This is a genomic window from Microbacterium yannicii, from assembly GCF_024055635.1.
GTDB lineage: Bacteria > Actinomycetota > Actinomycetes > Actinomycetales > Microbacteriaceae > Microbacterium > Microbacterium yannicii.
Window position 1 is genome coordinate 39,114 of the sequence record NZ_JAMXMB010000031.1, and the last position, 15,629, is coordinate 54,742.

Annotated in this window: 14 protein-coding genes; 10 read left to right on the forward strand and 4 right to left on the reverse strand. The window is 69.1% G+C overall.

Annotated elements, in window-relative coordinates; translation table 11 throughout:
• Positions 1 to 4 precede the first annotated feature (4 nt).
• Positions 5 to 1,216: a glycosyltransferase gene (locus NCG93_RS12075; RefSeq protein WP_194412386.1), complete on the reverse strand. Its 1,212-nt coding sequence runs from the start codon at positions 1,214 to 1,216 to the stop codon at positions 5 to 7.
• A gap of 122 nt (positions 1,217 to 1,338) precedes the next feature.
• On the opposite strand from NCG93_RS12075, the gene NCG93_RS12080 reads away from it, so the two are divergent.
• The 4 genes from NCG93_RS12080 to NCG93_RS12095 all read left to right on the forward strand — a co-directional run bounded on the left by NCG93_RS12080 (position 1,339) and on the right by NCG93_RS12095 (position 4,539).
• Positions 1,339 to 1,980 carry a hypothetical protein gene (locus tag NCG93_RS12080; RefSeq protein ID WP_194412385.1) on the forward strand — a complete coding sequence of 214 codons (642 nt, stop codon included), beginning with the start codon at positions 1,339 to 1,341 and terminating at the stop codon, positions 1,978 to 1,980.
• A gap of 14 nt (positions 1,981 to 1,994) precedes the next feature.
• A complete protein-coding gene (locus NCG93_RS12085) occupies positions 1,995 to 2,831 on the forward strand; it encodes an LLM class F420-dependent oxidoreductase (protein ID WP_194412384.1) in 837 nt (278 codons plus the stop codon).
• 75 nt (positions 2,832 to 2,906) lie between these two features.
• On the forward strand, positions 2,907 to 3,578 hold the full coding sequence (locus NCG93_RS12090) for a GAP family protein (RefSeq protein ID WP_194412383.1): 672 nt from the start codon (positions 2,907 to 2,909) through the stop codon (positions 3,576 to 3,578).
• 46 nt (positions 3,579 to 3,624) lie between these two features.
• A complete protein-coding gene (locus NCG93_RS12095; protein ID WP_308212162.1) occupies positions 3,625 to 4,539 on the forward strand; it encodes a formylglycine-generating enzyme family protein in 915 nt (304 codons plus the stop codon).
• 212 nt (positions 4,540 to 4,751) lie between these two features.
• Here the strand turns inward: NCG93_RS12095 and NCG93_RS12100 are convergent, their stop codons facing one another.
• Positions 4,752 to 5,684 carry an HAD family hydrolase gene (locus tag NCG93_RS12100; RefSeq protein WP_194412382.1) on the reverse strand — a complete coding sequence of 311 codons (933 nt, stop codon included), beginning with the start codon at positions 5,682 to 5,684 and terminating at the stop codon, positions 4,752 to 4,754.
• A gap of 114 nt (positions 5,685 to 5,798) precedes the next feature.
• Here NCG93_RS12100 and NCG93_RS12105 point away from each other — a divergent pair, with 114 nt between their 5' ends.
• From NCG93_RS12105 to NCG93_RS12115, 3 genes are all read left to right on the forward strand, one after another.
• Positions 5,799 to 8,150 carry an arylsulfatase gene (locus NCG93_RS12105; RefSeq protein WP_194412381.1) on the forward strand — a complete coding sequence of 784 codons (2,352 nt, stop codon included), beginning with the start codon at positions 5,799 to 5,801 and terminating at the stop codon, positions 8,148 to 8,150.
• Positions 8,151 to 8,251: 101 nt separating this feature from the next.
• Positions 8,252 to 9,847, forward strand: coding sequence for a phospholipase D-like domain-containing protein (locus NCG93_RS12110; protein ID WP_252787538.1), 1,596 nt, complete (start codon positions 8,252 to 8,254; stop codon positions 9,845 to 9,847).
• Between the two features lie 243 nt (positions 9,848 to 10,090).
• Positions 10,091 to 11,056 (forward strand): hypothetical protein, encoded by a 966-nt coding sequence (locus tag NCG93_RS12115; protein ID WP_194412380.1) that lies wholly within the window; start codon positions 10,091 to 10,093, stop codon positions 11,054 to 11,056.
• A 1,032-nt stretch (positions 11,057 to 12,088) separates the two neighbouring features.
• On the opposite strand, the gene NCG93_RS12120 is transcribed toward NCG93_RS12115, so the two are convergent.
• Positions 12,089 to 13,216, reverse strand: coding sequence for an AI-2E family transporter (locus tag NCG93_RS12120; RefSeq protein WP_194412379.1), 1,128 nt, complete (start codon positions 13,214 to 13,216; stop codon positions 12,089 to 12,091).
• A gap of 154 nt (positions 13,217 to 13,370) precedes the next feature.
• Here NCG93_RS12120 and NCG93_RS12125 point away from each other — a divergent pair, with 154 nt between their 5' ends.
• From NCG93_RS12125 to NCG93_RS12135, 3 genes are read left to right on the forward strand one after another with little or no spacing between them, the layout of a single operon-like run.
• On the forward strand, positions 13,371 to 13,757 hold the full coding sequence (locus tag NCG93_RS12125) for an SHOCT domain-containing protein (RefSeq protein WP_194412378.1): 387 nt from the start codon (positions 13,371 to 13,373) through the stop codon (positions 13,755 to 13,757).
• Between the two features lie 23 nt (positions 13,758 to 13,780).
• A complete protein-coding gene (locus tag NCG93_RS12130) occupies positions 13,781 to 14,197 on the forward strand; it encodes a DUF6325 family protein (RefSeq protein ID WP_194412377.1) in 417 nt (138 codons plus the stop codon).
• Between the two features lie 11 nt (positions 14,198 to 14,208).
• A complete protein-coding gene (locus NCG93_RS12135; protein WP_241741560.1) occupies positions 14,209 to 14,571 on the forward strand; it encodes an SHOCT domain-containing protein in 363 nt (120 codons plus the stop codon).
• A gap of 89 nt (positions 14,572 to 14,660) precedes the next feature.
• Here NCG93_RS12135 and NCG93_RS12140 read toward each other — a convergent pair whose 3' ends face one another.
• Positions 14,661 to 15,488, reverse strand: coding sequence for a potassium channel family protein (locus NCG93_RS12140; protein WP_194412376.1), 828 nt, complete (start codon positions 15,486 to 15,488; stop codon positions 14,661 to 14,663).
• Between the last annotated feature and the right edge of the window lie 141 nt (positions 15,489 to 15,629).

Genomic DNA, 15,629 nt, shown 5'->3' on the forward strand with positions numbered 1-15,629 from the left:
ATGCCTACTCGGGCAGCGGTTCGTCGCGGTACAGCGCCTCGAACGTGTCGAGGGTGCGGCGCATGTCGTGCACCTTGACCCCCTCGAGGGAGGCGCGCTGCATGCGTTCACGCTCCTCGGGTGTCTGGGTCAGCACGGTCGTCAGCTTCGCGGTCAGGTCGTCGACGTCGCCGGGGCGGAACAGATAGCCGTTCTCGCCGTCGTGCACCAGGTGCGGGAGTGCGACCGCGTCGGCGGCGACGATCGGCAGGCCCGAGGCCATGGCCTCCATCGTCGCGATCGACTGCAGCTCGGCGATCGAGGCGATCACGAAGAGACTGGCGTTCGTCAGGAAGGACCGCAGCTCGTCGTCGGTGGTGTGGCCGTGGAAGTGCACGCGGTCCGCGAGGCCGAGCTCGGAGCTGAGCTGCTCGAGGTTGCGTCGCTGGTCGCCGCTGCCGACGATGTCGAAGCGCACGTCGAGCGCCGGGTCGAGCTGCGCGAGCGCCCGCAGCACGACGTCGATCTGCTTCTCGGTCGTGAGGCGTCCCACGAACACGAGGCGGTGCGCGTCGCGGGGCGAGAGGTCGGCGGTGTAATTGGACGCGTCGATGCCGCAGCTGACCGGGATGACGCCCTGGATGTCGATCGTGCGCTCGAGGAACTCGGCGGCCTTGCGAGTCGGGGTGGTGACGGCGCGGGTCATCTTGAACGTGCGCTCGGCGTCCTCCCATGCGAGCTTGACGGCGTACCGGGTCCACGAGGCGGGGAGGATGGTGAAGTCGAGCACGTTCTCGGCCATCACGTGATTGGTCGCGATGACAGGGATGCCGCGCTTGCGCGCCTCGCGCGTCAGACCGCGGCCGATCACGATGTGCGACTGGCTGTGGACCACGTCGGGCTTCACCTTGTCGAGCACGCGACGCGCGTAGTACTTCGAGCGGAACGGCATCACGAAGGTGAGCCAGTCATGCGGGTACCAGCGCCACGACGGCAGACGGTGCATGGTCATCGGCTGCCCCTCGATGACCTCGGTGAACGTGCCGTGGTCGCGGTGCCTCTTGCTCGGGGCCATCACGTGCACCTCGTGGCCACGGGCCACGAGGCCGGCGGCGAGCCGCTCGGCGAAGCGCGCGGCACCGTTCACGTGCGGAAGGAACGTGTCGGCGCCGATGACGATCTTCAGCGGACGAGGGGGCGCGGCGGCGGAGTCTTCAGGCGTCGCAGGATCGGTCACGGGGTTGGGCCTGTCTGTGCGGCGGGCGGGCGGCGGGGGGCGGATCGCCGCGGATCCACTGTACCCGAGGCTTCCCGGGGGCTCTCCAGAAACGCGCCGGGCACGGCACGTACCCTGGTCGCATGCCCCGCTTGCAGGCCGATGCCGATCCCAACCTCTGGGTTCCCGTGACCGAATCGCTCGGCTTCCGCGGCCGTCGCCACCGCAAGGCGGCGATACGGATGCTGCTGGGCCAGGCCGGCGCCGCCATGCGCGGTCCCGTCGGCGCAGAGTCGGGCGCGTCGACGGACTCGGCGACCGCCGGTCGACGCCCGGGCGGCGGCGTCGCGGCCTGGGCGATGAGCCAAGCCGCCCCGTTCCTGATGCGCAAGGCGGCCGGCCGCGTGCTGGTGTGGGTGTGGAAGGCCGACGCAGAGCTCGTCGTCGTGATGGCGCAGGTGCAGCAGGCGACGAACGATCTGCGGGCCGCGCGCGCGATGATGCCCATGGAGTACGACGACACCGAGTCGTTCCGCAACCCGTATCTCGGCGTGGGTGAGAAGCTCGAGCTCTCACTGCCGCCCGACCCCCGCACCCCGCCGTTCGCGACGTACACGTGGGACACGGGCACGCACTTCGTGACCGTGACGGCGGTGTGCTCCGACCGCGGGCGCTTCGGCACCGTCATCGGCAGCGTCGACGACCTCGCGCGCACGCTGCGGATCGTCGACGACCTGTCGGTGGGCGAGTCGCCCGAGGTGCTGCGCATCGAGCCGAAGAACTGAAGGAATTCCGCGTCATGACAGAGCCCCGGCATCCCGCCTCCCATCGCCCGCTGCGGATCGGCGTGCAGCTCGCGCCGCAGCATGCGTCGTACACCGCGTATCGCGACGCGGTGCTGCGAGCGGAAGATCTCGGCGTCGACGTGATCTTCAACTGGGATCACTTCTTCCCGCTGACCGAGCCGATGGACGCCGAGCACTTCGAGGCGTGGACGCTGCTGGCCACGATGGCCGAGCAGACGGAGCGCGTCGAGTTCGGTCCGCTCGTCAACTGCAACTCGTATCGCAACGCCGATCTGCAGGCCGACATGGCCCGCACGGTCGACCACATCAGCGCCCGCGCGACCGGCACCGGCCGGCTCATCTTCGGCACCGGCTCGGGCTGGGCGCAGCCCGATTACGACGAGTACGGCTATGAGTTCGGCACCGTCGGATCCCGCCTCGACGCCCTCGCCGATGATCTGCCGCGCATCCGCTCGCGGTGGGAGCGCCTGAACCCCGCCCCCACCCGGCGGATCCCGATCCTCATCGGCGGACAGGGCGAGCGCAAGACGCTCCGGATGGTCGCGCAGCACGCCGACATCTGGCACACGTTCACCAAGCTCGACGACGTGCCGCGCAAGATCGGCGTGCTCCACGAGTGGTGCGAACGGGAAGGCCGCGATCCTGCCGAGATCGAGCTGTCGACGGGGTACACGATCCGCGGCTTCGGCCCGCTCCTGGAGACGGATGCCGCTCCCCGCCTCTACGAGCTGGGCTTCCGCCTCATCATCCCGGCGATCGACGGCCCGGACTACGACCTGTCGCCGCTCGTGCCGCTGCTGGAGTGGCGCGACCGGATCAACGGCGCCTGAGCGCAGCGGGCCGATACGGTAGCCACGTCCGTACCCGCAGCATGCTCGCGAGAGCACACCCTCAGGAGGCAGCCGATGGGCGCCGTCATCGGAGACATCCTCACGCTCGCCCTCGGTGTGGCGATCAGCCCGATCCCGATCATCGCGGCCATCCTCATGCTGCTGTCGCCGAAGGCGCGGGTGACCGGCACCGGATTCCTGCTCGGGTGGGTGCTCGGCATCGTGGTCGCGGTGACGGTCTTCACCCTGCTGTCGTCGGTCCTCCCCGAGGCGGAGGAGGACGAGGCGCAGCCGATCAAGGGCGTGATCCAGCTCGTCCTCGGCGTCCTGCTGCTGCTGCTCGCCGCACGGCAGTGGCGCGGCCGGCCCAAGGCGGGGGAAGAGCCGGCGCTGCCGAAGTGGATGCAGGCGATCGACACGATCACCTTCCCCAAGGCCCTGGGCCTCGGATTCCTGCTGTCGGCGGTCAACCCGAAGAACCTGCTGCTGGCGGCGAGTGCGGGCGTGACGATCGGCGCGGCAGGGCTCGACGGAGGCTCGATCGTCGTCGTGATCGCGATCTTCACGCTCATCGCGGCATCCACCGTCCTGGTCCCCGTCGTCGGCTACCTCGTCGCCGCCGAGAAGCTGCGGGGCCCTCTCGACGCGCTGCGCGGCTGGCTCGCGAAGGAGAACGCCGTCATCATGGCCGTGCTGCTCCTGGTCATCGGCGTCGCGATCATCGGCAAGGGCATCGGCAGCTTCTGATCCCGGTGCCGACCTTCCGGTCGCACGGGACGGTTACGGTGGAGCGGTGACTGCGGCGATCCACGACCAGGTGCTGCTGGACGGCGGCGTGTTCCGCATGGGATCCGACGAGTTCTACCCCGACGAGCGCCCAGCGCATGAGCGGGAGATCGCACCGTTCCGCATCGACCGATACGCGGTGACCAACGAGCAGTACGCGGCGTTCGTGGACGACACCGGCTATGTCACCGTCGCCGAGCGCGAGCTCGACCCGGCCGCCTTCGAGGGCGGCGATCCGGCCGACCTCGTGCCGGGCGCGATGGTGTTCACACCCACGCCGGGCCCCGTCGACCTCCGCGACTGGCGCGGGTGGTGGCGCTGGCAGCCGGGCGCGTACTGGCGCCGGCCGTTCGGACCGGATTCCTCCATCGACGAGCGGATGCGGCATCCCGTCGTCCACATCGCCTTCGAAGACGCCACCGCCTACGCGGACTGGGCCGGGCTGCGGCTGCCGACCGAGGCCGAGCACGAGTACGCGGCCCGTGGCGGCCTCGACGGCAAGCGCTTCGCGTGGGGCGACGACGCGTACCCCGACGGGGTGCCGCAGGCGAACTCGTGGCTCGGGCGCTTCCCGTACGACAACCAGGGTGTCGGCGACGCCGCCCCGGTCGGCTCGTACCCCGCCAACGGCTACGGCCTCTACGACATGACCGGCAACGTTTGGGAGTGGACGACCGACTTCTACACCCCGCGGCATCTGCGGCTGTCGGACAAGCCCGTCGACGCGGGCAAGCGGGCGAACCTGCTCGCGGCCGCGAGCGCACAGGAGGGGTTCCCCGCGATCCCGCGCCGCGTGCTCAAGGGCGGCTCGCACCTGTGCTCGCCGGAGTACTGCCTGCGCTTCCGCCCGGCCGCGCGCTCGCCGCAGGCCGAGGACACCGGCATGTCGCACATCGGCTTCCGCTGCGCCGCCGACGCCTGAGGATCGAGGCGCCTGAGACACGGGGGCCCGACTGTCCCGGGGCGCCTGAGACCCGGGCTCCTGAGACCGGGGCCCCCGAGATCCGGGGCGCCTGACTGTCCCGGTCGTTGAGCGAGCGAGGAACGAGCGAGACACCCGGTCGTTGAGCGAGCGAGGAACGAGCGAGACACCCGGTCGTTGAGCGAGCGAGGAACGAGCGAGACGAAACGCGCCTACGCGTGCGGGAACACCTGCGACCAGTCGTCGCGCACGCTCACGACGGTGAAGCCGTGGTCGGATGCCTCGGCCAGCGCCTTCTCCGCGCCCCGGTCATAGGGCGCATCCCCACGTCCCGATTCGTCGTCGTGGTGGACGAGCAGTGCGAGGCTGCGCGGACTCCCCTGCGCGAACCGCAGCATCGGCATGTCGCCGTTCGAGTTGCCGCCCGCGAGGATCGGCCGTCGTCCGACGCGCATCCAGATGCGCACCGGCTTCTCGGGCCCGTCGTCGAAGAAGTCCAGCTTGGGGGCGTAGCGCACGACGTTCGCCTCCGCGTCGTAGGTCAGCCCCATCCCGGTGCCGACGACGCGCTCGGCGGGGATGCCGTAGTACGCCTCTGTCATCGGGCGCATGAAGTCCCGTTCACCGCCCGAGACGATGTACGTCGTGAAGCCGTTCGCCTCGAGCAGGCGGATGAGCTCGACCATGGGCTGATAGACCACCTGCGCATACGGCGCGCCGAGGGTGAGGTGGCGGGCATCGCGATAGAACGCGGTGACGGATGCCGCGTACTCGTCGACGCTCGCACCGCCGGAGCTGGCCGTCACCGCGGCGATGAGCACTCCCAGATCCGAGTCGTCGCCGGCGTAGTGCTTGTCGATGGCCGAGGAGAGCCACGCGAGATCGCCGCTGACGGCAGCCTTGTACGGCTGGCGCTCGGCGAGCGACGGATCGGCGTCGGCGGCGGACTTCCACCGCTGCAGCAGATAGACGAGCTGCGTGGGCATCGGCTTCTCGGTCCACAGCGTGCCGTCGTTGTCGAACACGGCGACGCGGGCCTCCGGCGCGACGAAGTCCGGACCGCCCTCGTCGGTGACGGCGGCGATGAAGTCGAGGATCGCGGTGCGGGTCGCGGTGTCGCGCCACGACGGCAGCAGGTCGGTCATGGACGCGACTCTAGCGGCGAGCGATCGAGATGCGATGGACGGATGCCGCGGCATCCGGTCTTCAATTCGCGACGGAAGTTTGACCCCAGCGCGCCACGCGGCCAGCATCGGAGCATGGCCGACGTTCAGCGCAGCACCCTTCCCATCCCCGACCTCGCCTACACGGGCACGGTGACGTACGACGCGACCGACCCCGACACGCACTACCCGCCGATCACCCCGATCCGACCGCCGGACGGTGCGCCGAACGTGCTGGTCGTGCTCATCGACGACACGGGATTCGGCGCGTCGAGCGCCTTCGGCGGACCGGTCCAGACGCCGACGTTCGAGAGGATCGCGGCGAAGGGGCTGAAGTACACGCGCTTCCACACCACGGCGCTGTGCTCACCGACCCGCGCGGCACTGCTGAGCGGCCGAAACCACCACACCGTCGGCATGGGCGGCATCACCGAGATCGCGACGTCTGCCCCGGGTTACAGTTCGCTGCGTCCCAACAACTGCGCACCGCTGGCCGAGACGCTGAAGCTCAACGGCTACAGCACGTCGCAGTTCGGCAAGTGTCACGAAGTGCCCGTGTGGGAATCGAGCCCGATGGGCCCGTTCGACCACTGGCCGACCCCGGGCAACGGCTTCGAGTACTTCTACGGCTTCATCGGCGGCGAGACCAACCAGTGGTATCCGGCGATCTACGAGAACACCTCGCCGGTGGAGCCGTGGGGCACCCCCGAAGAGGGCTACCACTTCATGGGCGACATGACCGACAAGGCGATCGGCTGGATGAAGCAGCGCAAGTCGCTCACGCCCGACAAGCCGTTCTTCACCTACTTCGCCCCGGGGGCCACGCACGCACCGCACCATGTGCCGGTGGAGTGGGCGGACAAGTACAAGGGCAAGTTCGATCAGGGCTGGGACGCGCTGCGTGAAGAGACGTTCGCCCGGCAGAAGGCCCTCGGCGTGGTCGCCGCCGACGCGGTGCTGACCGAGCGGAGCCCCGGCATCCCCGCATGGGACGAGATGAGTGCGGACCTTCATCCCGTCCTCGCCCGTGAGATGGAGGTGTACGCGGGGTACCTCGAGTACGCCGACCATCACGTCGGTCGCCTGATCGACTCGCTCGAGGAAATGGGCGAGCTCGAGAACACACTCGTCTACGTCATCATCGGCGACAACGGCGCCTCGGCCGAGGGCACTATGAAGGGCACGACGAACGAGGGTTTCGTCATCAACCACATGGACGCGATGGAGGACGACGCCTACATGATCGCCCACAAGGACGAGCTGGGCACGCCGCAGTCGTACAACCACTACGCGATCGGCTGGGCGCACGCGATGGATACGCCCTACCAGTGGACCAAGCAGGTCGCCAGCCACTGGGGCGGCACCCGCAACGGCACGATCGTGTCGTGGCCGAACGGCATCGCGGCCCGCGGCGAGGTACGCAATCAGTTCGCGCACGTGATCGACGTGGCCCCGACGGTGCTTGCGGCAGCCGGCATCCCTGAGCCGTCCGCGGTGAACGGCGTGACGCAGCGTCCCTACGAGGGCACGCCGATGAACTACTCCTTCGACGACGGCGACGCCGAAGAGCGCCACACCACGCAGTACTTCGAGATGCTCGGCAACCGTGCCATCTTCCACAAGGGCTGGGTCGCGTGCGCGAAGCACAAGGACCCGTGGCTGGGGTCCTCACACGGCCTCGATGAGGACGTCTGGGAGCTCTACAACGTCGAGGAGGACTGGACGCAGTCGCACGACCTCGCGGCGGAGCATCCCGACAAGCTTGCCGAGCTGCAGCGGCTTTTCCTGATCCAGGCCGCGCGCTTCAGCGTGCTGCCGATCGACATCCGCTCGGCGGAGCGCTTCAACTCGGAGATCGCCGGACGGCCCGAGCTCGTGAAGGGCACGTCGCAGACGCTGTACACCGGGATGAAGCGACTGAGCGAGAACTCGGTGATCAACCTGAAGAACAAGTCGTTCACGATTACGGCGTCGATCACCGTCCCGGATGCCGGTGCCGAAGGAGTGCTGATCGCCCAGGGCGGCTCGTACGGCGGCTGGAGCTTCTACGCCCACGAAGGCGGCTTGCGCTTCGCGTACAACATCCTCGGCATCAAGACCGACGTCGTGTCGGGCGATGCGAAGCTCGGCGCCGGGGAGCATGAGGTGCGCGCCCACTTCGCCTACGCGGGCGGAGGCGTCGGAAAGGGCGGCACAGTCTCGATCTACGACGGCGACGACCTCGTCGCCGAAGGGCAGATCGAACGCACCCTCCCGTTCATGTACTCGATGGATGAGACGGTCGACATCGGCGAGGACGTGGCCTCGCCGGTATCGCCGGACTACGGTCCCCGCGACAATGGATTCACCGGTTCGATCGGCTGGGTGAGGCTGGACGCCGGCGACGACGACCACTCGCATCACGCCGACCCTGATCACCTCATGACGATCGCGATGACCCGGCAGTAGCAGAGACGGCGAGACGACTGGGGACGGATGCCGCGGCATCCGTCCCCTTTTCATGCGAGCAGGACTACGTGCCGGGGCGGGTGGCAGTGCACACTTAGCCCGTGGACTCCACTTTCCTCGCCAACCTGTCCTGGTCCCTCGCGGTGCTCGTGCACGCCGCGATCGTCATCACCGCCCTCATCGTGATCCCGCGCGGGCGCAAGCCGACGGCGGCGATGGCGTGGATCCTGCTGATCGTGGTCCTGCCCGGTGTGGGTGTGGTGCTGTATCTCGTCATCGGAAGCGTGCGCCTTCCGGCGAAGCGGCGGGCCGAGCAGGCACGCATCGATGCGATCATCCGCGACAGGGTGCAGGCGAACGGGCTCGAGGAGACCGCGGCCGAGGCCGACTGGCCGCGGTGGTTCCAGCGTGTCGTGCAGCAGAACGAGAACCTGACCGCCCTCCCCGCCTCGTGGGGCAACAGTGCCTCGCTGTACGGCGACTACCAGGCTTCGATCGACGCGATGGCGGCCGAGATCGACACGGCCGAGCGCTTCGTGCACGTCGAGTTCTTCATCGTCGCGTGGGACGACACGACGCGTGGCTTCTTCGCCGCCATGGAGCGCGCAGTCGCACGCGGCGTCACGGTGCGCCTGCTCGCCGACTACGTGTCGACGCGACGCCTCGGCAATTGCAAGGCGACGCTCGCCGAGCTCGACCGCATCGGCGTGACGTGGGCCTGGATGCTGCCGGTCATGCCCTTCAAGGGCAAGTACCAGCGCCCGGACCTGCGCAACCACCGCAAGATCGTCGTCGTGGACGGCCTCGTCGCCTTCATGGGCTCGCAGAACCTCGTCTCACGTGACTACGACTCCGAGAAGAACATCAAGCGGGGCCTGAAGTGGCAGGAGCTCATGACGCGCCTGACCGGCCCGGTGGTGGCCTCGGTCAACGCCGTGTTCCTGTCGGACTGGCTCATCGAGACCGGCGACGACCTGTCTGCGACGGAGCAGCTCTCCCCCGCCGCGATCGGGGCGGGGGAGACAGCGGCCGGCGGTGTGACGCCGGGCGCGGCCGCGGGTGGTGCTACGGCAGGTGCGCTTACAGGTGGGAGCCCGGCGGCTGCGGCTTCCGCGGCGGCCGCCACCGCGGCGAGCGATTACGACGGGCTGCTGTGTCAGGTGGTGCCGAGCGGGCCCGGCTACGACACCGAGAACAACCTGCGTCTCTTCCTGTCGCTCATCTACGGCGCGACGGAGAAGGTCATTCTGACGAGCCCCTACTTCGTGCCCGACGAGGCGATGGTCTACGCGATCACGAGCGCATGTCAGCGAGGGCTGGAGGTGCAGCTGTTCGTCTCCGAGATCGGCGACCAGTTCATGGTCTGGCACGCGCAGCGCTCGTACTACACCGCGCTGCTCGAGGCGGGCGTCCGCATCTTCCTCTACCCGGCGCCGTTCATCCTGCATTCGAAGCACTTCTCGATCGACGACGATGTCGCCGTGATCGGCTCGAGCAACATGGACATCCGCTCGTTCAGCCTCAACAGCGAGGTGTCGCTGATGGTCTGCGGCGCGTCGTTCGTCGCCGGCATGCGCGAAGTCGAGCAGGGGTACCGCGACGCCGGCCGCGAGCTGACGCTCGAGGAGTGGCGGCGCGAGCCCGCCAAGGCGACGTTCCTCGACGGCCTCATGCGCCTCACCTCTGCCCTCAACTAGCGAGCGAAACGGACGCCGCGGCCCCCGGCATCCGTCCGCCCCAACCGAACGCGGCAACCCCTCGTCGAGACAAGGGAATCGCGCCGATACCGAGGGCGACGTCCACTGTCTCGGCACGAGTCCCCAGGCTCGATGTCTGCTCGGGTCCTCCACAGAGGTGTGAGACGCCGGCGAGGGGCATGTTGTCCACATCCGGCCACGATCAGCAGCATGCCGGGGCGATCGGGGGCACAGGCTCGGAACATGACGGCCGAACTTCCCGCCACGCTGCTGTTGCACGGCGAGTTGCCGTTTCACGCCGTGCGACGGGATCGGGACAGCCGACTGCATCGCATCCGCGCGGGCGTCTACCTCCCCGCAGATGTCTGGGCCGAACTGGAGCCCTGGGAGCGGTATCGCATGCGCGTGCTCGCCGTCGCCCGCGCGTGGAAGACGCCGGTGTTCTGCCTCGAGTCGGCAGCAGTGCTGCAAGGGCTCCCGATCTTCGGCGAGCCGACGCACATCCACGTGCTGAGCACCGGCGGCAGGTCGTGGTGCGAAGGGGATGTGATCGTGCACGGTCACGCGGATGCCCGTGAACTGACGGATGCCGGGGGCCTGAGCGTCACGTCCGTCGCCGATACGGCGGTCGATCTGGCTCGTGCGCTCCCACCGGCCTTCGCGCTCGCGGTCGTGGATACGGCCGCCCGCATCCTCCGAGCGGGTGGCGTCGCGCTCGATGTGAGTGAACGCGGTCGTTCCCAGTCGAATCGGCGGGGTGTGCGACAACTGGACTGGGTGCAGGCGCGCGCGACCGCGCAGTCCGAATCGCCGGGTGAATCGGTGAGCAGGGCGGTCATCGAATGGCTGGGCTACGAACAGCCGGAACTGCAGCGCGAGTTCTCGTACGAAGGCGTGATCGACCGTTCGGACTTCTACTGGCGTCGCCTGCGGATCATCGGCGAGTCCGACGGTTATGGAAAGTACGACGCCGACGACCCCGCCGCGATGAAAGACCACTGCGTGCGCGAGAAGAAACGCGAGGACCGCCTGCGACGGCACGAGGGCGGCTTCGCCCGCTGGGACTGGGGTGACACGATGAAGTTCGGGCAGCTCGACGGCAAGCTGCGCGATGCCGGTCTGACGCCGCTGTACCCCCGACAGCCGTGGTTGCTGGGCACTCTGGGCCGGAACCCCCGGTCGTTCGCGAGGCCTACCGCATCGTCGTAGCGTTCCCGTCGGTCCTGACCGGAGCACCCTCCCTTCGCCGTCCGACCGCCGGCGAGGCGACGGGCGACGGGCCGACGGGTCGACGTTCGCCGCGGCGTTCCGGCGCGAGCGACGCGAGGCGGCATCGCGACCGGCATCCGCGGACGCCGAGGTCCGGGTTTGGCCTCGTCGAGACCGGCGTGGCCCCTTGACCCGGGGGTTCCCACCGAGACCGGCGTGGCCCGCCCGAACGAGGGTTGCCCGGCGAGACCTGGGGGTACACGCCGAGGCCAGCGGCCGTTCGCCGAGAGCGGGGTGCAACCGAGCCGACGATTTCGCTCGCCGAGACAGGGGATCCTCGCCGAGACCTGGGACCCGTTCGCCGAGACCGGGGAATCCCGGCGAGACCGGGGGCGACGCCCCGCGTTTCGCGAAGAATCCCCTGTCTCGGCGAATTCGGCGGGCGACCGCCCCGTGGACGCCCACGGCTTCGCCGGCCTGAGGCATCGCGCCGCGGCCAGGAGGCCGTCCGGCGAGACCCCGGCCGTCGCCGAGACAGGGGATCGCCGCCCAGACCTGGGATCCGTTCGCCGAGACTGGGGAATCCCGTCGAGACCGGGGGCGACGCCCCGCGTCTCGTGAAGATTCCCCGGTCTCGCCGAAATCGGTGGGCGACCGACGCGTGGACGCCGACGGCTTCGCCCGCCTGAGGATTCGCGTCATGGCCAGAAGGCCGTCCGGCGAGACCGGACCCTCGCCGAGACAGGGGATCCCCGCCGAGACCTGGAATCCTTTCGCCGAGACTGGGGAATCCCGGCGAGACCGGGGGCGATACCCGGCGTTTCACGAGGAATCCCCTGTCTCGCCGAATTCGGTGGTGACCGGACGCGAGCCGCGGAGACCGGGGATCCGTTCGCTGAGACAGGGGACTCTCGCCGAGACCGGGGGCGACGCCCCGCGTTTCGCGAGAAATCCCCGGTCTCGCCGGAAGCGACGGACGCCCGAGTAAGACGGATGCCGCGGGGCGCGGCATCCGCTCGTGCAGGGTCGGGATCAGACCTTGAGGTCCTGACGGGGGACGACGACCTCGCGGATGATCAGCAGAAGCGATGCCATCACCGGGAGCGCGACCAGGACGCCGACGACGCCGGCCAGCGCTCCGCCGGCGAGGGCCCCGATCAGCACCAGCGCGGCGGGGATCGCGATCGCCTTGTTCATGACACGGGGGCTGATGACGTACGACTCCAGCTGGATGTAGATCAGGTAGGCGATGAAGAAGATGAGGGCCTGGGTCGGGCTGCTGAACAGCGCCACGATCGAGGCGAAGATCCAGAAGATCACCGACCCGAACAGCGGGATCAGCGTGATGACGAACGCGATCACGGCCATGAGCGCGGGGAAGGGCAGTCCGATCGCCACGTGCAGGAGGAAGACGGCCGCAGCGTTGAGGGACGAGAGGATCACCGAGCCGATCAGCGCGCTGCCCACGGAGCCCGTGATGCGCTCCGTCAGGTCCGCCAGGCGGACGCGGCTGTGTGCCGGCGCGAGGGCGTAGAGGGCCTGCTTGGCCGCCGAGAGCGAGGCGAGGAAGTACAGCGTGAGGGCGATCACGACGAAGCTCGCAGAGATGCCGGCCACGAAGCCCACGCCCACCGCCAGCACGCCCCCGCCGAGCATCGCGATGGTGGACGGGGTCGAGATCCAGTCCGCCAGCTGGCCCATGCCTGCCACGATCGCCGCCTGCCCGTCGGGCGTGAGCTGGGCGAACCAGTCCGACTGCGGGATGTTCTCGATGCCCTCGGGGATCGCCTCCACGAGCTGCACGATCTGCGCGATGACGGGCGGCAGCACGAAGACGAAGAACGCGACCGCGACGAGCGCGAACCCGCAGAACACGATGGCGATGCCGGCGCCGCGCTTGACCTTGTGCCGCTCGAGCATCCGCACGATCGGGTCGAGCCCGAGGGCGAGGAACATCGCCAGGACGATGTAGACGAGGATCGTCGAGATCGAACCGATGGCCGAACCCAGCACGAGCGCTGCGAGAACCCCGATCGTCACGAGGAACCCCGTGCCCAGCGGATGCTCGAGTGCGGCGAGCACGCTGGAGAAGCGCCGCGGACGCTCTGCGACGACCAGAGGCACCACGTCGGGGCCGGGTCGCTCGGGTACGTCCGTCATGGGAACATGATGCCGCCAACCCGCCATGAAATCATCCACTTTGCGTCATGTCTCTGCGGCGTGTTTGGCGGTAGTCTCCCGACCAGAGCACCGCGAGGGACGCGGTGCGACAACTTCACAACGGCGGTCGAGACCGTCGAGAAAGCTGGTATCCATGGGCGGCTTCTGGGATTTCATCGCCTGGATGTTCTGGATCTTCGTGTTCGTCGCGTACCTGATGGTGATCTTCTCGATCATCGGCGACCTCTTCCGCGACGACAAGCTCAGCGGATGGCTGAAGGCCGTCTGGATCCTCTTCCTGATCTTCGTGCCGTTCCTCACCGCGCTGGTGTATCTGATCGCGCGCGGGAACGGGATGCAGAAGCGCTCGATCGCGCAGGCACAGGAGCTGCGCTCGGCTCAGGACGCGTACATCCGCCAGACCGCAGGCGCAGGAGCGAGCGCCGCCGACGACATCGCCAAGGCGAAGACGCTGCTCGACTCGGGTGCCATCACCCAGGCCGAGTTCGACGGACTGAAGGCAAAGGCGCTGGCGGGCTGACCGCCACCGGACAGGGAGAAGACATGACGACCTTCGACTACGGCCCCATCGAGTTCTATGCGATCGCCTTCGAGGGCGACCGACCGGGGCCCGCGGTGCTCCAGGCGATCGACGACCTCGTCGCCTCGGGCACGGTCAATGTGCTGGACCTCGTCTTCGCGCGGCGATCGCCGGAGGGCGAGCTCGAGATCCTCGAGCTCTCCGACACGGTCGACGACGGCGCGCCCTCGCTCGACCTCGCGGGACTCGCAGGACAGGACGACATCCTGTTCCTCGCCGAGAACCTCGAGGCCGGTTCGTCGGCAGCGATCCTGGTGATCGAACTGCTGTGGGCGAAGGCGTTCGCGTCGGCGCTCTACGACGCAGGCGGCGCCGTCATCGCGCGGGAAGGCATTCCCGCACCGATCGTGAACGCGTTCCTCTCCGAGAACGCCGACTGAAGGAGGAAGACATGCCACTGAGAAGAATGGGTCGGCCCGGTCTCATCGGAATGGCCGCCCGGACCGCCGTCGTCGCCGGCACGGCCACCGCCGTATCGGGCAGCGTCTCGCGGCACCAGCAGGAGAAGGCCTACAACGCCCAGGAGCAGCAGGCGTACGAGGCGCAGCAGCAGCAGGCCGCCATGGATGCCGCCGCCGCGCAGGCTGTGGCGAACGCACAAGCTGCACAGGCGGCTCCGGCGGCTCCCGCCGCGCCCGCCGCTTCGGCAGCCGACGACATGATGGCCAAGATCACGCAGCTCGCTCAGCTGCACGCGCAAGGCATCCTCTCGGACGAGGAGTTCGCCGCCGCCAAGGCCAAGCTGCTGTCCTGACGGCCGCTTCGCACGATGAGGGCCGCGTCCATCCGGACGCGGCCCTCATTCCGTCTTCGCCCGGTCCGCCGTCGTCAGCGACAGCCCCGTCAGCCGCCGGGGCGTTCGTCGCCGCCGTCGCCGAGCGGGCCATGCCCTTCGTCCGAAGGTTGCTCGCCCGAGGGCCTTCCGCCCGGGGCCTCATCCACGCCCCCGCCGCCGTGCTCGCCCGCCCGGCCGCGCGCGTTCTGCGCGGTCAGCGCATCGATCTTCTCCATCAGCAGTCGCACCTGCGCGCGAGTCGCCGGCTCCTGGTCGTCGTGCTCGCGTGACGCGCGCTCCAGGACCCACGAGGCCAGGGTCGCGGTGATCACACCGGCCAGCGCCACCCCGCCGAGCATGAGGCCCACCGCGACGAGGCGGCCGCCATCCGTCATCGGCGTGTAGTCGCCGTAGCCCGTGGTGGTGACCGTCACGCACGACCACCAGAGCGCGATGCCGAACGTCGTGATGTTCGCGTCGGGCGCGTGGCGCTCGGCTTCGAGCACGGCGAGCGACGCGATGTAGGTGAGGATGATCGAGGCTCCGGCGCCGTACACGAGGATCTGCGTGCGCAGCACCCCGCCCGCCGTCGTCCTCATCCCGGGCAGCTTGGTCAGGAACTGCAGCAGCCGCACCAGACGCAGGACGGGGATGAGCGCGAACGTGAGCGCCGCCAGGTGGTGGCGGAACCAGGAGAGCCGGTTCTTGGCCAGCGACAGGCGTACGAGGTAGTCGGCGATGAACATCGCCCAGGTCACGGCGACGACCGTCGACGCGATCGCGCGCGCCGGACCCTCCAGGTCGGCGATCACGCGCCAGGAGTAGGCGACCAGATAGGCGAACGAGGCGACGATGAGCGGCAGCGCGGTGCGCTTGTGCCAGGCGGACTCCTCCACATGCGAATTGTGCCCTGGGATGCCGCCGCTCGGCCGCACCGCCGCGCCCGAGGCCGCTGCGCAATGCCGTCGGCGGACGCGCACACCGCGCGCCGCGGTCGTCGCAGACCCGTGCGGTCGCCCTACACGCCCGGCGACCGA